Origin of the sequence: Kiloniella sp. (genome assembly GCF_965205715.1) — a bacterium.
GTDB lineage: Bacteria > Pseudomonadota > Alphaproteobacteria > Kiloniellales > Kiloniellaceae > Kiloniella.
Genome location: NZ_CBDBHW010000009.1, coordinates 1 through 22,506, shown reverse-complemented (window position 1 = coordinate 22,506; position 22,506 = coordinate 1). Strand labels below are relative to the sequence as shown.

Here is a 22,506-nt window from a genome sequence, read left to right as displayed (position 1 = left end):
GCTGTGATCTGACGTTTATTTACGATGCTTCAGGCATATTTTTCACCTTTTTGTTTGTGGTTTTCCGCAACATTTTTTTGAGATTTTGGGCGGCTTCCCATTGTCTGTAGCTGTCGATATTCATCTCAAGAATGGTTGAGTGGTGAACAAGACGATCGATTGCTGCAACGGTCATGGCCTTATCTTGAAAAATATTGTCCCATCCGCTAAAAGGTTGATTGGCAGCAATTGCAATACTTCGGTACTCATATCGTCTGGCGATCAATTCAAAGAGCACGGATGTTTCAGATATATCCCTTTGTGCATAGGTAATATCATCGAGAATGATGAGATCAAATTTATCGAGTTTTGCGAGGGCGTTTTCGAGCATAAGTTCACGTCTGGCAGCCTGGAGTTTTTGCACCAGATCACTGGTTTGCGTATAGAGCACACGGTATCCAGCCTCTATAAGAGCATAACCTACGGCGCATAGGAGATGAGTTTTTCCTCCCCCTGAATTTCCAATGGCAATCAGATTTGCTCTTGCGTCAATCCAGTCACCGGCAGACAAGGCTTCGACCTGCGCCTTTTTCACGTTAGGCAGCCGCTTGAAGTTAAAAGTGGCCAGAGTTTTTCCGCCCAGCAGGTTTGATGCGTTGAGATGGCGTTGAATGCGTCGCGTGTCCCTTTCGGCCAATTCATATTCGGCCAAAACGGCAAGGAACCTGGCTGCTGACCAGCCCTCCTTGTCGGATTGGATTGCGATATCTTGCCAGTGTTTGTGAAAGCTGGGTAATCGTAAGTCAGTTAGCATAAGAGGCAGCTTGTGCTGATCCACTTCAATGTTTGTCATGCCCGATCCTCCAACAGAGTATCAAAGACTGATAATGAAGGTTGAACCACGGGAATATCAGGAGGTAAATCCGTGTTCTTTTTTGTGATATTCAGCTTAAGTTTTTTTGCGCAAGGTAGCCTTCCTGCATTGATTTCTCTCGAAATCAGGTGCGCGACTTCGGCCTCACAAGCCTCTTCGTGCGCAAGGAAAAGTATCCCAACCATCTGACGACACGCATCTCTGCGGGACAACTTTTTCTGAAACAATGTCCAGGCCAGGGAGTACTCGGTTCTTGGAAAAATACTGTCACGATAAATAGAATTGGCGAGTGCCTGAGGTTTACGTTTGAGAGCATGAATGACGTGATGATAATTGATAACATGAATGCGGGGGCCTTTGCCGTGCCCCCGCTCACGAGAATGGCTGACGACATGAGTGCTGCCTAGATAGGCTTCTATCCGGTTATCGTAAATATGGACACGCAAGCGTTGACCAATTAGGCGAGAAGGGGCGCTATAAAAAACCTGCTTAACTAAAAAACCACTTGTTTTGGTAACTCTCGACACGACTTCAGTGTAATCTGTTGTTCGCCGAGGAGGTAACGCCTTGAGAGATTTCAACTCTGTTTGGATATCTTGGTCACGATGTTTGTTCCGTCTAGCAATCAGCTCGTCCAAAAATCGCCGATACTCATCCAAAGTGTCAAAGTCATTACTGCCACGCAAAATCAGGGCCTGCTTTATCGCAGTCTTAAGGTGACCGTGGTGAGATTCAATGGCACCGTTCTCGTGTGATTCCCCTCTGTTATTTCGACTGGCCTCCATACCGTAGTGCTCAACAAAAGCAGAATAACGTTTGGTAATGTCCTCCTTTTCCTCAACGCTCAAATTCCGAAAGGCCGCAGACAGGCTGTCGGTCCGGTGGTTTTCAGGAGCGCCCCCCAAGGACCAAAGCGCATTTTGTAAGTTCTCCGCAAGGGCTGTAAAACTCTCACCGACAAGTACGACCCCAACATGTTCCCATCGGCTATATACCAGAACAAAATGATAGAGCCGATGCACCAAAGGATCTCCTGCAATGGTAATACTTAAGTCGGCTGCATCCGTGAAATCTGATTGGCCCATGTAACCCGGCTCAGGTGTTTGCCTGAAAATGATATCCTTTTCAGGGCCATTCAGAGCCCGCCATCCCCGAACTCGGCGCTCTAACGTGCGCTTGACACGGTCATCGGGAAAACGGAGCGGATAGAGGCTCTGTATGTGGCGCAACAAAGTAATGGGTTTGACCGAGTTGTCTTTATCCAAAATGGGAAGGATGTCCTTATCCCAGATATCTTCAAGCGGATCAGAAACTGTTCGCCCTCGCTTTATATTGCGTTGTGACGGTAAAGTCGCATCAACGTCAAATCGGCGGGCCGTGCGTTCGCTAAACCCTGCGCGGGCAGCGGCGGTTCGTTGACCATGAGTTTTTCTATCTGTCATGTAAAGTCTCAGTTGTTCATCTGTGATAAATTTATACGGCAAACAGGTTCCTCCAATTACATCTAGAGGTTCCTAATTTATCAACTCACAGCAGCTTGTAACTAACACCAAATTAAGCCTTGGCCGGTGGATCTGATTATCAAACGGGCACGCCCTTTTTAATGATCAGATCCACCGGCCAAGGTGGTTGTCGCAACCGGCCAAGGTTATTGTCGCTGAACAAGTCCTATAATTACAATAATGCGCTACTATTAATTGTTAAAGATAATCCCTTATAACTCAAAGTTATAGAAATAATTTAATGAGAGCATGTGATGCCTTTTATGGACGTGGTGTTTCTTGAGGATGGCAGGGTATTGAGACCGTGCGGTGACGATGATCTCGTTGGTGTGTCTCAGATGGTTCTTGCTGAAGCGGGGAGGAGTATCGCGGGGGATTTTAATGATATGGGCTGGAGTGATTTTGAAGAATATCTATCCACGGGTCAGCTTTTAAAGCGCCTAGTCACGGGATCAAAAGCACTTATTATTCAAGAGGAAGATGATGAAATTTCTGGGTATCTGGAAATTTCCGGGAACCAAGTTTTACTTTTATTCATCGCCGAAAAAGCACAAAGGCTTGGATTGGCATCAAAGCTTTTAAATCGCATGCGAGATACGCTTGATTTAAACGAACTTTACGTCAACTCTTCAACAGCAGGTTACGAATTTTATCGTAATCAACAGTTTGAGCCGATTAAAGATTGGAAACAAAAGGCCGGGGTTAAATATCGAGAACTTAAGTGGCAAAAACAACAGAAGTAAATAATTTTCTGTATCGAACAGCACTAACTTTATAAAGAGATCAGTTTTTTATTGTTTCGTTACCGATGTACCTTTTAGTCTCGATAGAGAAACCGAAATCAAAATACTTAAGGAATTCCACCCGATGCCACATTGTATTATCGAATATGCCACGCCTTTAGAAGGTAAAATTTCCATTACAAAATTGATAGATGATGTGTTTATGGCAACAGCTGGTTCTGGCTTGTTTGACACAGCCGCTATTAAAGTAAGGGCCATTCCCTTTGCTGATTTCAAAACAGGCGCTGAACAGCAGAATTATGTGAATACGACGGTAAAACTCTTGCCGGGGCGAACTGCTGAGCAGAAGAAAAACCTGGGTATTGCTGTCCTCGAGGCAAAGAGAGCCTCACTCGAAGGTCAAGCCTTGTTATCAGTAGAAGTGGTGGATATTTCCGAATCTTATTTTAAGTAGATGGTTACTTGATGAGATAAGAGAATTCTTTGACAAGCCGGGTGTAGAGTTCGTGTTTAAAAGGGACAATAAGATCGGGGAGAGTGCTCATATCGGCCCATCTCCATTCTGAGAATTCAGGAATTTCGGTATCGATATTGATCTCGCTGTCTTGTCCCTTAAAACGGAAGACGAACCATTTTTGTTTCTGTCCTCTATATCGGCCCTTCCAGATCTTGGGCACGAGTTCTCGCGGTAAATCGTAAGTGTGCCAGTCAGGGGTCTCAGCAAGAAGCTCGGCATTCGCGGTACCGGTTTCTTCTTCTAGTTCACGCAACGCGGCCTCGATGGGCTCTTCACCCTGATCGATCCCTCCTTGAGGCATTTGCCACGCATCCCCCGGGTTATCGATCCGTTGTGCGACAAAAACTTTGTCATGCTCATTCAATAGCATGATGCCAACGCAAGGGCGGTAGGGGAGGTCATCAATTTCAGAAGCGGATAATGTCTTATTCGTGGCCACTGTTTTCACCTTCGTCAGCTTTTGCTTCTGTATCATGATTTGTTGTCGTGGTTGTTGTGGCATGGGCATCTGGTTGCTGATCGGGGGATCCTGGAGCTGCGGCAACAGCAGTAAGGGGGACGAGTTGGAAGCCCTTACTTTCGATGTCGTGGATCCAGGTCGCAATGCGTTCAAGTGTTACGGGGTAAGGGCGCCCTGTTGCGATTGCGAAGCCATTTTTCAATGCGATGCGTTCGACCTGGGCAAGGCGGGAGTCAATAGCGCCCCTACTTAGCTGTGCCTCATCTACGGCCCGTTGATTTACGACAACAGGAACTCCGTATTCAGCACCTAAGCTGACAGCGAGGCTTTCTTTGTTTTTCCCATTATCAAGAAAGAGCAACCCGTGATCCTTGAAGTATTCCATAACGGGTTTCATTTGACGTGCAGAGGTGACAAAGCGGTCCCCCATATAGGCGGTCATCCCAACAAAGCCCGATCCTCTGTTGGCAATCCAGGCAAGGTTATTGATATTTCCCTCTGGCTGGCGACCTGTAAGCAAAGCCTGAGGCCCAGGGTCATCGGATGGATAGGTAAGCGGTTCCATTGGAAGGTCTAATAGAACTTCGTGGTGGTGAGATCTCGCCAAGGCAATCCAGCTCTCAAGATCTCGGGCATAAGGCGTAAAGGATAGCGTAATAGTCTTGGGGAGCTGTCTGATTGCAGCTTCTGTTGCTGCACGGGATAGCCCCAAACCGGTTAAAACGATCGCAATTTTGGGACGACCATCTGCTTCGGGTGGTTTTTGTCCGTACCGCTTCCAACTCGGTGCCGTATTAAGAGCATCTTCATGTATCGGTTTGGTCGGTTGTAACGCAGCTACTTCTGGGACGTTATGGCCGTCGCTAACAGGTTCATGAACATCTTCTGACGTGGAGTCAGAGCTATGATCAGGAGTATTTGTGCTCTGTGCAGTGGGGGCTGGTTTTTCCTGTTCTTTTGTTGATGCTGTCTCGTGCTCCGTCGTTTCGTTGTCAGCATACTCATCCGGCTGTTGAGCATTGCTATGCTCGTCCTCAAGTTCGTTGGAAGCGTGTTGTTCTTCTTCAACTTGAGTATGATCTGCGGATTCAAGTGAAGCTTCACTGGTAACGAGATCTTCGGTCGGATCTGCAGGCTCATCAGTGAGGGGAGTAGAAATTTCTGGTTCCTCATGGTCTACCGAGGAATTTTCGGCTCTATGAGTTTCTTCCTCCCCGTCTTCATTTGTGGGCAGATGCTCTTCTGTCTCGGTATGAGCTTCTGAGGTGTAAATATATGGCAACGGAACATGGGGGCCATAAATAGTGTAGCCAGCCGCGGCGCCGATCACAGAGATCAGCGCCACCCAGCTAACAATAAGGACTATTTTGTTCCAGTTCACAGCTATCTCAACTGTTAAATATTAGACCGATAGGCTGCTTAGTTACTTGCACCGTTGCTTGTATTGTAGAGGGAGATACCTTGAATTAAATCCAAAGCTCTATCGAGTTGGTAATCCAAAGGTTTCGCCGCTTCTGCAGCCTTTTCTCCATCGCCATTGGTACTATCACCATTGGTGCCGCCCTTGTTTTCTAAGGCCCCACGAAGGTCAGCTTCTCTACGTTGGTTATTAGCTTCCAGGGTTTCGATCTTTGCCTGCTCCACGGTGATATCCGGTGCAATACCCTCGGATTGAATTGATCGACCTGAAGGGGTGTAATAACGGCTTGTTGTTAGGCGCATTGCCCCGTTTCCACGAAGAGGCATAATAGTTTGCACTGAGCCTTTCCCAAAAGATTGGGTGCCCATAATGATCGCTCGTCTATGGTCTTGAAGCGCTCCGGCAACAATTTCAGATGCTGAAGCAGAGCCGCCATTAATTAATACAACTAAAGGCTTACCATCAATCAAGTCGCCAGAACGCGCATTGAAACGTTGAGCATTTGTATTGTCGCGACCACGCGTGGAGACAATTTCTCCTTGCTCGAGGAAAGCATCCGATACTGAAATCGCTTCGGTTAGAAGGCCACCAGGATTTAAGCGTAAATCCAAAACCAGGCCGATCATTTTATCTCCAAGCTCATCCTGGATTGCCTTGATTGATTTTTCTAGCCCGGGTGTTGTTTGTTCGTTGAAGGACGAAACGCGGACATAGCCAATATTATCTTCTATGCGGTGGCGCACAGACCGTACTTTGATAACGGCACGCTCGAGTGTGACGTCAAAGGAGTCTACACCCTCCCGGCTAATTGTAATCTTAAGCTCACTACCTACTTTACCGCGCATTCTCTCAACTGCTTCTTGCAGGGTAAGGCCAAGAACTGCTTCACCATCGAGATGGGTGATGAAATCTCCTGCTTCAATGCCTGCTTTTGACGCGGGGGTATCATCGATAGGAGAGACAACTTTCACAAATCCATTTTCCATGGTGACTTCAATACCAAGCCCGCCAAATTCTCCCCTGGTTTGAACTCGCATGTCTTTGAAAGAATCAGGTGTCAGGTAACTCGAGTGAGGGTCAAGCCGGGTAAGCATGCCGTGAATGGCAGATTCAATCAGCTCCTCATCGGAGACTTCTTCTACGTAGCTGGCTTTGATGCGTTCAAAGACATCGCCGAAAAGTTCGAGTTGCCGGTAAGTATCGCGCCGAGGATCAACGGGTGCTTCAGCTACGAGGCTGGTGGGTAGTGCAATAGCAAAAGCTGTTGTTAAAAGCACTTTTTTGAGACTGAGCATTAACCGTTCACCTTATTGATATTTGAAATCTTTGTATTTGCGAGTATCCAGGGAGCTGGATTGATGGGTTGGCCACTTCGACGCAGCTCGAAATATATTTCTTCTTGTTCTAACTTTCGATCTCCCATCTGGGCGACCGGTTCTCCTGCTAGAACCCATTGTCCTTCCGCCACATCAATCCTTTCAACACCTGCTAATAATGTATGATATCGTCCAGAATGTTCAATGATCAAGATCCTCCCATAGCCACGGAATTCACCTGCGTAGACCACGCGTCCGTCAAATGGTGCAACGACCTGTGCTGAGGGGCGTGTCGCGATCACTAATCCTTTGTCGAATGATACATTTGTTCCCTTTTTTTGCCCGTACTTACTAATCACTCTTCCGCGAGCTGGATATAAAAGTACACGTTTCTGGCGAGAAGGGAAGTCTCGTATCTGTGATGGATCAGGGATTACAGCGAGTTGAGTGGCTTTTTCAGGTGCTGCAGGGGCTATTGTGATAGAGGTGTTCTCTGAAGTAGAGGCGGTTGGTGGACTTGGTTTCGGCTTCGGTTTAGCTATTGTGAGAGCAAGTCTTTTGCGCTCTTTCTCAAGCTTTTTGACCAAGTCTTTCATATCACGGGCTTGTTGAGCCAGCTTTTTAACCTGAGCACTAACAGATGCTTGAGATGAAACGTTCTGAGATTGAAGAGCTTGTTTCCTCTTTATGAGGATATTGAGATCGTCTCTTTCTCGATTCAAATTTTTTCGAGAAGAAAGAAGCGCAGTTCGTTCATCTTCGATTCGACTTTTAAGTTCAGCGAGTTCGCTCAGATCGCCCCGGAGTTTTTCAACGCGCGTTTCTATCTCGGGTACTGCGATTTTGAGCAGTATGGCAGATCTGACCGTATCGACTGGAGATCCCGGGGCCGCAGTAAGGGCTTCTGGAGGAAGTAGAGCTATGCGTTGAAGGGCGGATAGGGTCCGGCTTAACCTTACTCTATCTCTGGAAAGGTGGATTTTTTTCGCTGTTGCTTCTTCTTTTAGGGATATCAGTGTGTCTTCTATGGCAGTGAGGTCGCTTTCATAATTTTGAATTTTTCGTGCCGCTACAATTAATTGTCCGCGTAATTCTGAAAGCTCCTTGCCTAACTGAACCGAGGTCGCAGACAGTTTTCTTTCTTCCTTTTTGCCCTGAGCAGCTTTTTGCTCCAGAGTTTGAATTTTCTGTTTGGTGTTCTGCGCTAACGAAAGGGCTGGGGGAGGGAGGAAAAAGATTGCACACACCAGACAAGACATAAGCGCCCAACGCCTTGAAGGAGTTGGTTTGTGCCTGAGTTGAGGGGTATGCGAGCTTTTCACGAGGATCCTCTGTTAGTCTTCGTCTCTTCTGATCAAAGATTGGCCGTCCATTTCCGCGGGTTGATCGAGATGGAGTAAATCCAATATCGTTGGGGCAATGTCTGCAAGGCGGCCATTGGCAATTTTTGTTACATTATCGGGCCCGTTTACCAGTAATATTGGCACGGGGTTAAGTGTATGGGCCGTATGTGGCAATCCTGTGATTGGATCCAGCATTTCTTCTGCATTACCATGATCTGCGGTTATCAGCAGGTGTCCATCAACGGATTGAACGGCAGCATAGATATCTTTCAAGCAACCATCGACTGTTTCTGCAGCTTCTATTGCGGCATTAAGATCGCCTGTATGACCGACCATATCACAGTTGGCAAAGTTACAAATAAGCATCTCGAATTTACCGCTGGTAATGGCTTCACAAAGCTTTGCATTAACCTCTGGTGCTGACATAGAAGGTTGCAGATCATAAGTCGCGACTTTAGGGGATGGTATCATAATACGTTCTTCACCGGGGAGGGGCTCTTCGACACCGCCATTGAAGAAGTATGTGACGTGAGGATACTTTTCTGTCTCTGCAATTCGGAATTGGTTGAGACCAGCTGCGGATACAATTTCACCCAAAGTCTTGGTCAGGTCTCTCGGAGAGAACATAACGCCCATTTTTTGTGCGAGCTCATCTGAATAGGCTACCATGCCGAGGAAAGAGTTGCACTTGGGGTGGTATTCTCTCTCAAAGCCTGAAAAATCGGCATCGATAAAAGCATGCAGAATTTGGCGGGCGCGATCGGCACGGAAATTTGTCATGATAACGGCATCGCCGTCTTTCATGCCTTGATAGCCATCCATGACGCAGGGGAGTACAAACTCGTCCCAAACCTTGTCTTTATAGCTTTTGTTGATCGCTTCATCTGGGGAAGTAGCTTTTTCACCCTTGCCTGACGTAATCGCATCATAGGCGAGTTGCACGCGTTCCCAACGGTTATCGCGATCCATGGCGTAATAGCGACCAAGAACGGTTCCAATAATGACCCCAGGCGTTTCTCGCTGAAAATCTTTGACAAAATCCGCAGCACTTTGTGGGGCACTGTCACGGCCGTCCAAAATTGCGTGAACAACGACGGGGATACCTGCACTTTCGAGGGTGCGAACCAAGGCCGACGTCTGGGATTGGTGCCCATGAACGCCACCATTGGAAATCACTCCCAGCACCTGGGCCGTACCACCTGATTGTTTCAGCTTTGATATCGTGTCCAGCAATGCAGGATTCTTTGTAAAGCTTCCGTCCTCTATCGCCGTATCAATTCTGGGAAGGCTTTGCATAACAACACGGCCCGCACCGATGTTCATATGACCTACTTCAGAATTTCCCATTTGCCCATCCGGAAGCCCGACATCCCGTCCACAAGTCGCAAGGTACCCCAAAGGAACTTGGTTACTTAAGCGATCAATCAGAGGTGTCTTTGCCAAGTTGATTGCATTGTGATCATCTTCTCTACGAAAACCCCATCCATCTAGAATACAAAGAATAACCGGTTTTGGTTTATTTAATGTAGATGGCATGGATAGGTAACACTTTCTTTTATTAACTACGGTAGGACGGCTATGACGTTCAGGGATTTATTTGTTTGAACACGCTAATTAATTTTGCATTTTAATCTAGTCTTCTTTTTGGGAAAACTCACGACTTTGTTTATGTTCAAGGAGGATTTTACTGGGGAAGGATATTTCTACTCGGGTTCCAACGTTTTTCTCTGATGTAATTGAAAGAGTTCCTCCTGCCAAAGCGATATAGTGATCTGCCAAGGATAATCCTAAACCGCTGCCTCCCTCAGATCTGATATAGCTTGAAGAGGCCTGGGCAAACCGTTTCGTGGCTGATGACAGTTCTTTTTTGCTCATCCCCACACCAGTATCTTCAATGACAAAAGTTAAAACATCATTTTTTTCTGAAATAAGGGAGAGGTTAATGCTCCCTCCTTGTTTGTTAAATTTGACGGCATTAGAGATAACGTTGGTTAGTATTTGCCTGAGGACTTGTTGGTCTCCCGTCATCTGTAAGTCGGGGATAGTCATCTCTAGGGTGATATTTTTTTGCTCGATGCTAGGTTTTACACGTGTAATGCAGGAATTTATGAGTTCATTTACTGTGAATTCAGAGAGGGTCAATTCAAACTTTCCTGCTTCAAGATCTGCGAAGTTTAAAATGTCATCGATTAAAGAAAGTAAATGTGTACCGCTTTCATAAATATAACTTACATATTCAGCTGTTTTCATCTGATCCATAGTGTTTTGTTGTAGAGACAGGATTTCTGAAAAACCTATTATGGCATTCAAGGGAGTCCGCAATTCATGACTCATAGAAGCTAAAAATGGCACTTCTCCGCTTTGTTGAGTAGATTTAGGAGGCACTTCTCCGCTTTGTTGAGTAGATTTAGGATTTCAAATAGAGCATAGATTGATTATCTGGAATGGATGATTGTCTAATTTTGAGTTTGAAGTATTCGGTATCCTTGATGCCTCTGGCTCGCTTACGGATCATTCCTATACTGACATTACCAGCCTCTATCCTGGCGCTTGTGAGCTTGTGTTTGGCGTAGTTGCAGATGCCCACACAATGTTTCCGTAGGGATTTCGCGAACTTTTTTAGATAGAGCATCTGTGACTGATCTGCTATCAGGCACCAACGTTCCAGTTGCTCCGCCATCGCCTCAAATGAAGCGGCACTCCACAGCAGCTGAAGCTGTTCTTTCAAGACGTAAAGTGCATTCAGGTTGCTATTGCTCTCCAGCAACCTTTGCAGCTTGTCACTTTGTTTTTCACTCAACTTATCCGCATTTTTGAGCAACAGATAATGTGTCCCTTTCATCAACTCTTTACCACTTGGATCGGCCTTTCTGAACTCAAGTCGACGCTGATTATGGATAGCTTTGCTGTAGTTTTTCATGACGTGGAAACGGTCAAATACTATGTCGGCCAACGGCAAGGACTCTCTGACAGCCTTTTGGTAGGCAGGCCCCATATCCATCGCTACGGCCTTTATTTTGCAGGCTGTATCTGGTTGCAGTTGTTTCAAAAACCTTGAAAAAACCTCGGCAGTTCGGCCTGCTTCAACCCAGATCAGATGACCGCCAACCATATCGTAGACCACCGTCATGTAGTCATGACCTTTCGCCCGGGCAACTTCATCTACACCAATATATTCCAAGCCAGTTAGCTCTGCAGGATCAAGCGTAGGGAGAGTTTCAATAAGGTATGCCCTGTCGATATTCTTGACCGTTTCCCATCGTATATCCAAATGTCTGGAAACCGCTTGAATAGACATATGCCGACATAATCCACTGATCAGTCGGCAAAATCGGTGAGTGAAACGGCACCCTTTATCAACAAAATCACACCCCTCAATGCGGCGTTCGCCCTTGTTAATATAAACCTGCGCCAGCTCAATCTCGACCACACAAGGATACCCAAAAAGGGGGATGTCGTTTACTTGTCGGCGGACATGCTGGTTGATGCTTCCCTTCTGGCCTGTAGCAGGGTCTATAGCCCTCCTACGCGCGTCTCGGCTGCAGTGAATGACAATCTTAACACCGCCGTCATCCAGTTTAATTTCATTTACACGTTGCCCTTTGAGGCCTAAAATATGCTGCGAGATGTTGATTGTCATATACCTGCTCTATGTAAAGTTATCAGAAACCATACATATCAACAGGTTACTTGGCGGTCGGCATCTTTTTCTACTCAACAAAGCGGAGAAGAGCCCTAAAAATTGAGTTTTTGCCTCACTAGCTTCTTCCGCTTGGGTTTTTAAAGCTGACGTTTTCTCTAATAAATTTGTAAGTTCTTGCTGACTATCTTGTAGTTTATCAAAAGCCTTCACCCGCTGTAATTCTCCCGTGGTTCTAGCAGCCAAAGTCTCAATAATGTTTTCGAAGAACTGACTATCTGTGGCTTTATCCAGTTTCCCAAGGATAACGAGTACACCAATAACATGCCCCTCTGAATTCATGAGCGGTGCACCTATGTATTCTTGAAGGTTAGGGATGTTTAAATTTATTTCGTCGAGATAGGGTTGGGATAGGTGTTTGGTTTTTACTGTTTCACGGCTTGAAAAGACTCTTTCACAAGGGCTGGTTTCTATAGAATAACGCCGATTATTACAGAGTTGCCCATTAACAGCTATTTGTTGGGTTTCAACGGCTTTGCCATCGGGAGACATCAGTCCAATATAAACTAACTTTGAACCTAATATTCGGCCTAAAACGCAAACAATTTCATCAAGAAATCCCTTACCTACACGGCCTCGCATGGCGAGGATAATTTCATTTAGAGCTGTTTGCCAGCTTTGGAGATTTTGCTCTGCCTTTTGACGTTTTATGCTTTCTTCGTTTGCATTGGACAGAGTTGCCAAACTCAGTTCGATAGAGTTCCGGAACATTTGCATGAGCTTAATTTGGTCTTTACTGTAATCTCGACCTATCGAATCAAGGATACATATGGTGCCAAAGATTTCTCCCTTGGGCCACTTGATTGGTAAGCCACAGTAAGAAATCATACCGAGTTTTATGTCGGGGTTATGGTCCCATAGAGGATCAGTGAGTGCATTGGGAACTACGAGCTGTTGTTCCGTACTCATGACCGTTTCGCAATAAAGACCTGAATTCAAATGCTCTTTCGCCCCCTTCGGATAGACATTCTCGGGATTATTGCTGGCTGCAAAGACTTCAATTTCCTTTGCGTGAGCCCGCATAATCAAAGCTGCTGGGGTTTCTGTTACTTTTGCCAAAAGGTCGATGGTCTCTTGCCAGGTTGAAAAAATCGTGTCCGAAATTTCACAATCTGTACGGATAGAGTACTTGGAATTAGGGCCTTTTACCTTAAGCATCTTTCACCAGATTTGTCTGGATGACCTTGGTTCAGTCTCTTTATTTTGAACGGCTAAAGTATAGGCTTTTGATCTTTAATTCTGGTTAACTGAAGAATTGATTGTTTGTTCAGGATGAGATTGATGGCTCAAGAGACAATAACTAGTCCCTATGGTAAGGATGTCCGGTCAGGATACAGGAGGATCGGTATATTTGTTCCGCAAATAGTCCGCGGACCAGCATGTGTGGCCAGGTTAGGCGGCCAAGGCAGAGGCTTTGCTGGGACTTACTTTTGACCTCGTCAGATAATCCGTCGGCTCCGCCGATAAGGAAAACAATATCCTGTTCGCCACTATCCTGCCACTTGCTCAACAGTTGGGAGAATTGCGGACTGGAAAGATCTTTTCCGCGTTCATCCAGGGTGACAATTTTAGCCCCTTTGGGCACAGCGGCGAGGAGCAGTTCGCCTTCACGCTGTTTAAGCTGAGCAGCAGGCAAGTTTTTCTTTTCCTCAACTTCACGAAGCTCAAGGCTCCAATTGAGGCGATTGCCTGCTAAACGTTTGCAATAGAGTTCAAAAAGTTCCCTTGCCGGTCCCGCTTTCGCTTTTCCGACAGCAACTAAGGTTATGCGCATCTTAAATCGTTGTTACGCGATTAGATGTCTTTGGACGCAAATGGCTGTGCTGATTCAGGTAGCTCCAGGCCCCACATTTTTTCCAAGTTATAAAAAGCTCGGACTTCTGGGCGGAAGAGGTGAACAACAACATCCCCAGCATCAACCAATACCCAATCTCCACGTTCTTTACCCTCGGCAATGATACTCTTCATGCCAGAGTTTTTTAGACCGCGCAGAAGGTGATCAGACATGGCTGATACTTGGCGGTTCGAGTTCCCGCTAGCAATGACCATGTAGTCAGCAATACTGGATTTTCCGGCGAGTTCGATAACGACAATATCTTCGGCTTTGTCGTCCTCTAGTGAGTTTCGAACTAATTCAAGCAGGTCACGGTTGTTGCCCGTAGCATCCTGCATCTTGGCCTCAGTGGCCGCAGATTCTCGTGGTATGATCGGTCTCCGTCAAAGGAACCTGCTCGTGGGATCACGACTTCTCACTGCAGGTTGTTGGCATATGTCCTGTACTTAATCGCTATACAGCACGCTTAGTTATGCTAACAACTCTAGCACATCAAAGCGGCGCTACCCTATATGTTAATGAGTTGGGTTACAATAAAGGGATTTATTGAGCGATTTTTTATGACTTTTTTCCCAGTTTGTGACCATTTCTAATCTTCGTTGAGGATATTTTAGATTGATGGCCGTGGATCAATGTCCAGGCTGGAGCCTGTGATTTGTATAATGTATGGGAGCTTTTTTCTGATCTTCGATTGTGTCGAAAGCGTTGTGCAGCCTTTGATGCAGCTGCTTGTAGAGAGTATCCGGGGCGAGCGAAGACGGCGACCCTTACAGTATTGAATATGTCCTGCCAATCTCTCCAGCGAGAGATTTGGCTCAGATTGTCTGCTCCCATGATCCAGACGAACTCGACTTTAGGGAATCGGGTGACAAGGTTGCTGAGAGTGTTGGCTGTATAGACAGAGCCAAGCTGGCTTTCAATCGTCGTAACACGAATTCGGGGATGTCTTTGAAGGGCCCTTGCACTGGTAACGCGTTCCGCAAGTGGCGCCATGCCCACTTTATCTTTGAGAGGGTTCTGGGGGGAAACCAGCCACCAGACTTCATCCAGATCCAAACGTTTAAGCGCATCAATGGATATTTGGTAGTGGGCGGAATGCGCGGGATTAAAGGACCCTCCCAAGAGGCCAATTTTACTTCCCTTAGCCGGTAAAGTCCCGCCTAAGCTATTGGCGAGACTTCGTGGGCTAATAAGCTTGTCAAATTCAAGACAGGGTGTGCGCTTTTGTTTCATCTAGATGCGATCAGGTTGGTTGAAGCATCAAGGACGGGCGTGTCCCGTTCCGCGGACGAGGTATTTATAGCTGGTCAGTTGATCGGCACCAACAGGGCCACGGGCATGCAACTTTCCTGTGGATATACCGATCTCGGCACCCATTCCAAACTGTCCGCCATCGGCGTACTGAGTTGAAGCATTATGGATGACGATACCGGCATCAACTTCCTGTTGGAATACTGCAGCTGCTGAAGTGTCTTCGGCAATAATGGCTTCTGTATGGTTCGACCCGTGACGGTTGATGTGAGAAATCGCGTCTGCAATCCCATCAACTTTACGTACGGAGAGAATGGCATCGAGATACTCAGTGTCCCAATCCACAGCAACGGCTTCGTTCACACGCGTATCCAATGATTGAATGGCAGCATCGCCACGAATTTCACAGCCTTTAGCCTGGAGCTCATCAAGGATGGGTTTTAGATCGGCATCTGCAAATGTCTCGTCAACCAGAAGAGTTTCCGTTGAACCGCAGATACCTGTGCGGCGCATTTTTGCATTGAGGACAACTTCTAGAGCCATCTTCGGGTCAGCCGAACCATGGAGGTAGGTATGGCAGAGACCGTCGAGGTGAGCCAAAACAGGCACGCGACTTTCGGTCTGAATACGTTCAATCAGACCGCGTCCCCCACGAGGAATAATAAGGTCGACATAATCGCTCATGGTCAACAAGTGGCCAACTGCAGCACGGTCGGTTGTTGGGACCCGCTGGATAGAGGTTGTTGGTAAGCCCGCAGTCTCTAGGCCAGACTGCAAGCATTCCAAAATTGCACCTGAAGAATGAAAGCTTTCTGATCCACCACGCAAAATGGATGCGTTTCCTGCTTTAAGGCAAAGGGCACCAGCATCAGCCGTTACGTTTGGGCGGCTTTCATAGATAATGCCGATGACACCAAGAGGCACGGATACTTTTTCGAACTTTAGGCCGTTCGGTTGTTCCCAGTTCTCTATAGATTTGCCAATTGGGTCTGGAAAAGCTGCGATGGCTTCGAGGCCTTCTGCCATGGCTTCAACACGGTCAGCATCCAGAGCTAGGCGATCTAGCATTGCGCTACTGATGCCTTTGGCTTCAGCTGCAATCATGTCTTTTTTATTTGCTTCAAGGATAACCGGGAGTTGAGCGCGAATAGCTTCGGCAGCAGCTTTCAGGGCATTGTTCTTTGCATCTGCTGGTGCGAGTGCCAGATCCTGGGCAGCGGCTTTCGCAGCTTGTCCGAGCTGATCCATTTGTGCTTTCAGTTCACTCATATCCTTAGTTTCCTGTTTGGATGCAGTTTTTGATAAACTGCTTTGTTGTTCTTCGTATAGTCTTGCTCAGTTTCAAGTGTGGACTTGATTATATTGTGTGTTTTTAGCTGAGGACAAGGTCGTCTCTGTGTATCAGTTCTTCGCGCCCAAGATAACCGAGACGCTCTTCTATCTCAGATGATTTTAATCCGATAATTTTCCGGGCGTCATGGTTTGAATAGGCAGCCAACCCACGGGCAACCTCTCGACCTTCGGGGGATTTAACATCAACGGCATCTCCGCGCTGAAAGTCACCGTCGACGGCAATGACCCCGGCAGGTAGAAGAGACTTGCCGTTTTGCAAAGCCTTTAAGGCTCCGGCATCAACCGTGACCGTGCCAAGGGGCTTTAAGCTCCCGGCAATATAGCGTTTACGGGCTGTTTTGGGTTCGACCGATGCTTCAAAAACTGTCGCGCGGTTGCCGTCGAGAATGTTCTTGAGAGGATTGAGCTGATGACCATTGGCAATAATCATATTACAACCAGCTCCAACGGCAATCTTCGCTGCAGAGATTTTGGTGATCATGCCACCAGAGCTATAACCGGGAAGAGCTTCACCCGCCATTGCATCAATTTCCGGGGTGATTTCACTCACCACAGGTAAGAATTGTGCATTTGGATCGCGTTTTGGGTCCGCTGAATAGAGGCCATCGATATCGGATAGAAGTACCAATAGATCCGCATCAACCATGGCGCCAACACGTGCCGCCAAGCGATCATTGTCACCAAAGCGGATCTCGCTGGTTGCTACGGTGTCGTTTTCATTGATGATGGGAACAGTGTCGAGGCGGAGCAGGGTGGTCAGAGTATTACGCGCATTCAAATGGCGGCGGCGTTCTTCTGTATCACCGAGCGTCAGAAGTACTTGAGATACTGTGGTATCATGACGTGCAAGTGCTTCTTGGTAAGCGTGGGCCAGTAAAATTTGACCGGTAGCTGCTGAGGCCTGTTTTTCTTCAAGCCGTAAATTTTGTTTGGTGAGCCCGAGACGGTTTCTACCAACAGCAATAGCCCCCGAAGATACCAGAATGACCTCTGCGCCATCCTGCCTTAGGCTGGCGACGTCATCGGTTAATGCATTGAGCCAGGCGTGGCGGGGGTGCCCTGTAACTTCATCAACTAAGAGCGCAGAGCCAATTTTTATGACGATGCGTTTGGCAGACTTTAAATGTTTAGCGGCGGACAATCCCAGCTCTGGCGTTTTGTTGTTCATAGTTTTTCACTGTCGGATAAGAGAAGTCAGAAGAAACGGCAATCTTAAATCGGTGAATAACCTTGAGGGCCTTCTTCAGCTTCAGCTTCTTTAATTTCTTCTTCTCGACCTTCCAGAATATGATCCAGCATAGAAGCGAGAACGTCCTTTACGCCATCCTGACTGATGCCGGACAGAAGGTGCACGTCTTGTCCGGATAGCTTGGCCAGAGCCTGGCGACGTTCTTCTGCTTCTTCTTCGGTCAAAGCATCTGTTTTGTTCAGTGCAAGAACAACAGGCTTGGTATCCAGACCCTGACCGTAGGCTTCGAGTTCTGCACGAATAACCTTATAATCATTCAGGTAGTCTTCGGAAGTGCCATCAACCAAATGCAAGAGAGCGCCACAACGCTCCACATGACCAAGAAAACGTGTGCCAAGACCATGCCCTTCGCTGGCGCCTTCAATCAAGCCGGGAACGTCTGCGATGACAAACTCTTCCCCACGGCTGTAAACAACACCGAGATTGGGGTGAATAGTTGTGAAAGGGTAGTCAGCAATTTTAGGCTTCGCACGCGATACGACGGAAAGGAAAGTCGACTTCCCAGCATTTGGCATGCCCACAAGGCCAGCATCGGCAATAAGTTTAAGACGAAGCCAAAGCCACATTTCCTCGCCTGGCCAGCCAGGGTCAGACCGACGTGGAGCCCGGTTTGTTGATGTTTTGTATCGTGCATTACCAAAGCCGCCATCGCCACCTTTACAAAGGATGACTTCTTGGCCTTCTTCTGTAATGTCGGCAATGACCTGTTCTTTGTTCTCATCAAGCACAACCGTACCGACGGGAACTTTGATGATCAGAGGTTTTGCCGCGGCGCCAAACATGTCGCTGCCACGTCCGTGGTCACCACGTTTTGCTTTGAAGTGTTGAGCATACCGAAAATCGATAAGCGTGTTCAGACCATGTGCTCCGCGAACGATAATATCGCCGCCACGGCCACCATCGCCACCATTGGGGCCACCGAACTCGATGTATTTCTCGCGCCGGAAACTGGAGCAGCCTCCGCCACCATCGCCGCTTTTTACAAAAACTTTGGCTTCATCAAGAAATTTCATCGTCGTGCCTGTTCTCTATCGTGGCTTAGATGTAAGCGTGGTCGTTTAGGCGCCTGCATCTAAAGTATGTGGCTGATATACAAAATTAAGTATAGCGAACCTTATGACCTGTGGGAAATATTGGCCTATAATCATGGGTAATTATGGCCAAACATTAAGTCTTGAATTCGGAATAAGAAAAGGGGGGAATGGTAAGCCATTCCCCCCTAAACCATTTCAACCCAGATACGAGATCTGGTTGGCGGGGCCGTTAGGCCGCCGGCTGTACAGAAATGTAAGTGCGTCCACCAGATCTCTGACGGAATACAACGTTACCTTCGATAGTGGCGAAGATCGTGTGATCTTTACCCATACCAACGTTGTCGCCAGGATGGAATTTAGTGCCGCGCTGACGTACCAGGATGTTGCCTGAGATAACGTGCTCGCCACCGAATTTTTTTACACCAAGGCGGCGACCTGCTGAGTCGCGACCGTTGCGGGATGAACCGCCAGCTTTCTTATGTGCCATGAGGTCTTATTCCTCTGCTGCTTTTTTAGGAGCTGCTTTTTTAGGAGCTGCTTTAGCCTTAGTTTCAGCTTTAGCTTTAGGAGCTGCTTTTTTCTTCGGAGCTGCTTTCTCCGTAGTTTCTGCATCTGCTTTAGCTGCTGCTTTGGCTTTCAGAGCAGCTGCTTTTTTAGCAGGCTTCGAAGCGCCATCGGCGAGAATGTCAGTGATCTTGATGACTGTGAGATCCTGGCGATGGCCGTTCTTACGGCGATGGTTCTTACGACGCTTCTTTTTAAAGATGACGACTTTGTCGCCGCGCGTCTGTTCAACCACATCAGCCTTGACCACGGCGCCGTCCACTACTGGCGCGCCAATGGTTGCCTTCTCATCGTCACCGATCATTAGTACTGAATCGAAATCAACAGAAGCACCAGCTTCGAGGTTGATTTTTTCGACGACCAGAACGTCGTCCTTACGGACTTTGTACTGCTTGCCGCCGGTTTTGATTACTGCGAACATGTTTTCGGTCACTTAGCTGTTAATTAGGCATTGTATTCATGCATAGTTGGCCACACGGAATCCGAGCAGCCAGTGATGCTGGAATATAGCGGTGCTTTGGCAGGAGTCAACGGCTTTATGAAGTTATTGTGATTAGAAGAGAAATGCGGATCGGACTCAAGCTTAAAAGCGTTTGTTACCTTGGTATCTAAGCGATTGTCCGTGATTTGATCAGATTGTATTTTTCCCTGACCTAAAAGCAAAAGAAAATGGTCAACGGAATTTGCTATCGCTTTTAGCCCGGAACAGGCACTATCTAGGGTAGGTAATTTATTTGATTAGGGTGGTACAAAACAAAAATACGATCGGAGAGAGTATGAACAGCGAAAGCAAGTGCCCGGCGTTGGGCGGTCCTCACAAACACAACGCTTCAGGAGCTATGTCAAATCAGCACTGGTGGCCTAACCAGCTAAATCTCAAAGTTCTCCATCAAAACTCTCCCAAATCCGATCCAATGGGGACAAATTTCAACTACGCGGAAGAGTTTAAAACTCTTAACCTGGATGCCTTGAAACAGGACATCTTTGATTTGATGACCACATCACAGGATTGGTGGCCTGCCGATTATGGTCACTACGGGCCGTTTTTCATCCGAATGGCCTGGCACAGCGCGGGTACTTACCGTATCGAGGACGGCCGTGGAGGCGGGGCTTCAGGTACACAACGTTTTGCACCGCTTAATAGTTGGCCAGATAACGTGAACCTCGACAAGGCACGCCGATTACTCTGGCCAATCAAGCAGAAATACGGACGCAAGGTATCCTGGGCTGATCTGATGATCTTCGCAGGAGATTGCGCTCTGGAATCGATGGGCTTCAAAATTTTCGGGTTCTCTGGTGGACGTGAGGACATCTGGGAACCAGAAGAAGACATATACTGGGGATCCGAGACCACCTGGCTTGATGATGAGCGATACAGTGGCGACAGGGAACTTGAGAATCCCCTTGGCGCCGTTCAGATGGGGTTAATCTATGTAAACCCCGAAGGTCCAAACGGTAACCCTGATCCCCTCGCAGCAGCCAGAGACATTAGAGAGACTTTCCGTCGCATGGCGATGAACGACGAAGAAACCGTCGCGCTTATTGCAGGGGGGCACACGTTCGGTAAAGCCCATGGTGCCGGTGATGCTGACAAACATGTTGGCCCGGAACCCGAAGCGGCTAGTCTCGAGGAACAAGGCTTCGGTTGGACGAGCAGCTTTGGCAGCGGTAAAGGCGTCGATACCATAAGTAGCGGACTTGAAGGCGCCTGGACCAATGAGCCGGCAAAATGGAACAACGATTTCTTCGACAATCTGTTTAATTACGAGTGGGAACAGGTAACAAGTCCCGCTGGTGCGACCCAGTGGACGCCAAAAGAGGCATCTGCAAAGGGCACGGTACCGGATGCGCATGACCCATCGAAAAAGCATGCTCCTATGATGCTGACAACAGACCTCTCCTTGAGGGAGGATCCGATCTATGGTCCGATTTCCAAACGGTTCCATGAAAACCCTGCAGAGTTTGCGGATGCCTTTGCCAGAGCGTGGTATAAACTTACGTCTCGAGATATGGGGCCACGAACACGTTGTCTCGGTCCACTGGTTCCTACAGAATCACTCTTGTGGCAAGATCCGGTGCCTGATGTCACTCATGAATTGATTGGGGAGCAGGATATCACCGCCCTAAAAGGCAAGGTGCTTGAGGCAGGACTATCTATTTCCCAGCTGGTGTCGACTGCCTGGGCTTCAGCGGCAACTTTCCGCGGTAGCGACAAACGTGGTGGTGCGAACGGAGCGCGTGTACGACTTGCTCCGCAAAAGGATTGGGCTGTGAACAATCCGGCTGAGCTGGATGGTGCATTAAATGCGCTAGAGAATGTTCAAAAGGCGTTCAACAGCACGCAATCAGGCGGGAAGAAAGTCTCTCTCGCTGATGTCATTGTTTTGGGTGGATGTGCAGCGGTCGAGAAAGCTGCCAAAAGCGCGGGGCACAATGTTCAGGTTCCTTTCTCACCAGGGCGCACGGATGCAGTACAGGAGCAAACTGACGAGGTCTCCTTTGCTGTTCTTGAACCGACCGCTGATGGTTTTCGTAACTATCTGGCAGACGGTCACAAGAGACCCGCGGAGGAACTGCTGGTCGATCATGCTCAGAAATTGACACTTACAGCGCCTGAGATGACGGTGCTTGTCGGTGGACTACGTGTGCTGAATGCCAACACCGGGCAGTCCGAGCACGGTGTATTTACCAAGCGGGCTGGGGAATTGACTCCTGATTTCTTTGTGAACCTTCTGGATATGGGCACGGAGTGGAAGGCTTCAGCTACATCTGAAGGCGTGTTCGAGGGACGTGATCGCGGAACCGGCCAGGTCAGGTGGACGGGCACAGCCGTTGACCTTGTTTTTGGCTCTAACTCCCAACTTCGCGCTATCGCAGAGGTCTATGGGTGTGAGGACTCGCAAGCCTCGTTCGTGCAAGACTTCGTGGCGGCGTGGGACAAGGTTATGAACCTTGATCGTTTCGACCTCAGCTAATCTCAGAGGTGTGCTTATTAAAGAGGACGCTGTCTGAATGTCTTCGTTCCTCTGAATGAAGGATCATCTCATTTGACGTGGTGATCCTTCAAGAATGCAAATTTTGGTATCTCCTCGTTCTTTGGAGGATGCTTCAGCCTTTTTATGAAACATGAAAAGCAAACCAGTGAAGCAAATTGGCTTCTAATGGTAATCGGGATCGTGTAGAGAGACTGTAATAACAAAATACCGCTGGATATATAATAAGGAATAAGAGATGGCACGTATTCACTGGCTGGGCGCAGGCCTTTCCACAGTACCGGGTATTCGTCGGCTGATCGAACGAGGACATTCTGTTACGGTTTGGAACCGGACCGTGGAAAAAGCCGAGGCTGCAACAGCAGGACTTTCTG

General features: G+C 47.7%; 20 protein-coding genes and 1 pseudogene. 3 read left to right on the top strand and 18 right to left on the bottom strand.

The window, feature by feature from the left end; translation table 11 throughout:
• Window positions 1-19: 19 nt before the first annotated feature.
• Together istB and istA are read right to left on the bottom strand one after the other, a co-directional pair.
• Window positions 20-832 carry an IS21-like element helper ATPase IstB gene (gene istB / locus ACOGW3_RS09795; protein WP_419901088.1) on the bottom strand — a complete coding sequence of 271 codons (813 nt, stop codon included), beginning with the start codon at window positions 830-832 and terminating at the stop codon, window positions 20-22.
• Entirely contained in the window at window positions 829-2,337 is a 1,509-nt protein-coding gene (gene istA, locus ACOGW3_RS09790) for an IS21 family transposase (protein ID WP_419902800.1), read from the bottom strand. The genes istB and istA overlap by 4 nt, the downstream gene beginning before the upstream one ends.
• 272 nt (window positions 2,338-2,609) lie before the next feature.
• Between istA and ACOGW3_RS09785 the strand changes: the two genes are divergently transcribed.
• Together ACOGW3_RS09785 and ACOGW3_RS09780 are read left to right on the top strand one after the other, a co-directional pair.
• A complete protein-coding gene (locus ACOGW3_RS09785) occupies window positions 2,610-3,098 on the top strand; it encodes a GNAT family N-acetyltransferase (RefSeq protein WP_419902799.1) in 489 nt (162 codons plus the stop codon).
• A 124-nt stretch (window positions 3,099-3,222) separates the two neighbouring features.
• The gene (locus ACOGW3_RS09780) at window positions 3,223-3,552 is read left to right on the top strand and encodes a 5-carboxymethyl-2-hydroxymuconate Delta-isomerase (protein ID WP_419902798.1); all 330 of its coding nucleotides are present in this window, start codon (window positions 3,223-3,225) and stop codon (window positions 3,550-3,552) included.
• A 4-nt stretch (window positions 3,553-3,556) separates the two neighbouring features.
• On the opposite strand, the gene ACOGW3_RS09775 is transcribed toward ACOGW3_RS09780, so the two are convergent.
• The 16 genes and pseudogenes from ACOGW3_RS09775 to rplU all read right to left on the bottom strand — a co-directional run.
• Window positions 3,557-4,054 carry an RNA pyrophosphohydrolase gene (locus ACOGW3_RS09775; protein WP_419902797.1) on the bottom strand — a complete coding sequence of 166 codons (498 nt, stop codon included), beginning with the start codon at window positions 4,052-4,054 and terminating at the stop codon, window positions 3,557-3,559.
• Entirely contained in the window at window positions 4,041-5,456 is a 1,416-nt protein-coding gene (locus tag ACOGW3_RS09770) for a divergent polysaccharide deacetylase family protein (RefSeq protein WP_419902796.1), read from the bottom strand. The genes ACOGW3_RS09775 and ACOGW3_RS09770 overlap by 14 nt, the downstream gene beginning before the upstream one ends.
• A 38-nt stretch (window positions 5,457-5,494) precedes the next feature.
• The gene (locus ACOGW3_RS09765; protein ID WP_419902795.1) at window positions 5,495-6,790 is read right to left on the bottom strand and encodes a S41 family peptidase; all 1,296 of its coding nucleotides are present in this window, start codon (window positions 6,788-6,790) and stop codon (window positions 5,495-5,497) included.
• Window positions 6,790-8,070 carry a murein hydrolase activator EnvC family protein gene (locus tag ACOGW3_RS09760; RefSeq protein WP_419902794.1) on the bottom strand — a complete coding sequence of 427 codons (1,281 nt, stop codon included), beginning with the start codon at window positions 8,068-8,070 and terminating at the stop codon, window positions 6,790-6,792. Before ACOGW3_RS09760 ends, ACOGW3_RS09765 begins: the two co-directional genes overlap by 1 nt.
• Before the next feature lie 75 nt (window positions 8,071-8,145).
• Complete coding sequence (gpmI, locus tag ACOGW3_RS09755; protein ID WP_419902793.1) at window positions 8,146-9,690, bottom strand: 2,3-bisphosphoglycerate-independent phosphoglycerate mutase; 1,545 nt, start codon at window positions 9,688-9,690, stop codon at window positions 8,146-8,148.
• 96 nt (window positions 9,691-9,786) lie between these two features.
• Window positions 9,787-10,539, bottom strand: coding sequence for a sensor histidine kinase (locus ACOGW3_RS09750; RefSeq protein ID WP_419902792.1), 753 nt, complete (start codon window positions 10,537-10,539; stop codon window positions 9,787-9,789).
• A 22-nt stretch (window positions 10,540-10,561) separates the two neighbouring features.
• Entirely contained in the window at window positions 10,562-11,794 is a 1,233-nt protein-coding gene (locus tag ACOGW3_RS09745; protein WP_419901077.1) for an ISL3 family transposase, read from the bottom strand.
• Between the two features lie 9 nt (window positions 11,795-11,803).
• Complete coding sequence (locus ACOGW3_RS09740; RefSeq protein ID WP_419902791.1) at window positions 11,804-13,012, bottom strand: GAF domain-containing protein; 1,209 nt, start codon at window positions 13,010-13,012, stop codon at window positions 11,804-11,806.
• A gap of 142 nt (window positions 13,013-13,154) precedes the next feature.
• The gene (gene rlmH / locus ACOGW3_RS09735) at window positions 13,155-13,628 is read right to left on the bottom strand and encodes a 23S rRNA (pseudouridine(1915)-N(3))-methyltransferase RlmH (RefSeq protein WP_419902790.1); all 474 of its coding nucleotides are present in this window, start codon (window positions 13,626-13,628) and stop codon (window positions 13,155-13,157) included.
• Between the two features lie 20 nt (window positions 13,629-13,648).
• Window positions 13,649-14,026 (bottom strand): ribosome silencing factor, encoded by a 378-nt coding sequence (rsfS, locus tag ACOGW3_RS09730; RefSeq protein WP_419902789.1) that lies wholly within the window; start codon window positions 14,024-14,026, stop codon window positions 13,649-13,651.
• 220 nt (window positions 14,027-14,246) lie between these two features.
• Window positions 14,247-14,921, bottom strand: a complete 675-nt coding sequence (locus tag ACOGW3_RS09725) for a nicotinate-nucleotide adenylyltransferase (protein WP_419902788.1) — start codon at window positions 14,919-14,921, stop codon at window positions 14,247-14,249.
• A gap of 27 nt (window positions 14,922-14,948) precedes the next feature.
• Complete coding sequence (locus ACOGW3_RS09720) at window positions 14,949-16,208, bottom strand: glutamate-5-semialdehyde dehydrogenase (RefSeq protein WP_419902787.1); 1,260 nt, start codon at window positions 16,206-16,208, stop codon at window positions 14,949-14,951.
• Between the two features lie 103 nt (window positions 16,209-16,311).
• The gene (gene proB / locus ACOGW3_RS09715) at window positions 16,312-17,460 is read right to left on the bottom strand and encodes a glutamate 5-kinase (RefSeq protein ID WP_419902786.1); all 1,149 of its coding nucleotides are present in this window, start codon (window positions 17,458-17,460) and stop codon (window positions 16,312-16,314) included.
• A gap of 44 nt (window positions 17,461-17,504) precedes the next feature.
• Window positions 17,505-18,554, bottom strand: coding sequence for a GTPase ObgE (gene obgE / locus ACOGW3_RS09710; RefSeq protein ID WP_419902785.1), 1,050 nt, complete (start codon window positions 18,552-18,554; stop codon window positions 17,505-17,507).
• Between the two features lie 250 nt (window positions 18,555-18,804).
• Entirely contained in the window at window positions 18,805-19,062 is a 258-nt protein-coding gene (gene rpmA, locus ACOGW3_RS09705; RefSeq protein WP_419902784.1) for a 50S ribosomal protein L27, read from the bottom strand.
• A 189-nt stretch (window positions 19,063-19,251) separates the two neighbouring features.
• Window positions 19,252-19,560 (bottom strand): annotated as a pseudogene (rplU, locus tag ACOGW3_RS09700) (50S ribosomal protein L21); the annotation flags it as partial.
• Window positions 19,561-19,915: 355 nt separating this feature from the next.
• Here rplU and katG point away from each other — a divergent pair.
• On the top strand, window positions 19,916-22,114 hold the full coding sequence (gene katG, locus ACOGW3_RS09695; protein ID WP_419902783.1) for a catalase/peroxidase HPI: 2,199 nt from the start codon (window positions 19,916-19,918) through the stop codon (window positions 22,112-22,114).
• The last annotated feature ends 392 nt before the right edge of the window (window positions 22,115-22,506 follow it).

What these genes read in the sequence shown, in the direction of transcription:
- istB (WP_419901088.1), bottom strand. Translation starts at nt 832, where the DNA reads ATGACAAACATTGAAGTGGATCAGCACAAGCTGCCTCTTATGCTAACT.
- ACOGW3_RS09785 (WP_419902799.1), top strand. Translation starts at nt 2,610, where the DNA reads ATGCCTTTTATGGACGTGGTGTTTCTTGAGGATGGCAGGGTATTGAGA.
- ACOGW3_RS09780 (WP_419902798.1), top strand. Translation starts at nt 3,223, where the DNA reads ATGCCACATTGTATTATCGAATATGCCACGCCTTTAGAAGGTAAAATT.
- ACOGW3_RS09765 (WP_419902795.1), bottom strand. Translation starts at nt 6,790, where the DNA reads ATGCTCAGTCTCAAAAAAGTGCTTTTAACAACAGCTTTTGCTATTGCA.
- ACOGW3_RS09760 (WP_419902794.1), bottom strand. Translation starts at nt 8,070, where the DNA reads ATGTCTTGTCTGGTGTGTGCAATCTTTTTCCTCCCTCCCCCAGCCCTT.
- gpmI (WP_419902793.1), bottom strand. Translation starts at nt 9,690, where the DNA reads ATGCCATCTACATTAAATAAACCAAAACCGGTTATTCTTTGTATTCTA.
- ACOGW3_RS09745 (WP_419901077.1), bottom strand. Translation starts at nt 11,794, where the DNA reads ATGACAATCAACATCTCGCAGCATATTTTAGGCCTCAAAGGGCAACGT.
- ACOGW3_RS09740 (WP_419902791.1), bottom strand. Translation starts at nt 13,012, where the DNA reads ATGCTTAAGGTAAAAGGCCCTAATTCCAAGTACTCTATCCGTACAGAT.
- rlmH (WP_419902790.1), bottom strand. Translation starts at nt 13,628, where the DNA reads ATGCGCATAACCTTAGTTGCTGTCGGAAAAGCGAAAGCGGGACCGGCA.
- rsfS (WP_419902789.1), bottom strand. Translation starts at nt 14,026, where the DNA reads ATGCAGGATGCTACGGGCAACAACCGTGACCTGCTTGAATTAGTTCGA.
- ACOGW3_RS09725 (WP_419902788.1), bottom strand. Translation starts at nt 14,921, where the DNA reads ATGAAACAAAAGCGCACACCCTGTCTTGAATTTGACAAGCTTATTAGC.
- ACOGW3_RS09720 (WP_419902787.1), bottom strand. Translation starts at nt 16,208, where the DNA reads ATGAGTGAACTGAAAGCACAAATGGATCAGCTCGGACAAGCTGCGAAA.
- proB (WP_419902786.1), bottom strand. Translation starts at nt 17,460, where the DNA reads ATGAACAACAAAACGCCAGAGCTGGGATTGTCCGCCGCTAAACATTTA.
- obgE (WP_419902785.1), bottom strand. Translation starts at nt 18,554, where the DNA reads ATGAAATTTCTTGATGAAGCCAAAGTTTTTGTAAAAAGCGGCGATGGT.
- rpmA (WP_419902784.1), bottom strand. Translation starts at nt 19,062, where the DNA reads ATGGCACATAAGAAAGCTGGCGGTTCATCCCGCAACGGTCGCGACTCA.
- katG (WP_419902783.1), top strand. Translation starts at nt 19,916, where the DNA reads ATGAACAGCGAAAGCAAGTGCCCGGCGTTGGGCGGTCCTCACAAACAC.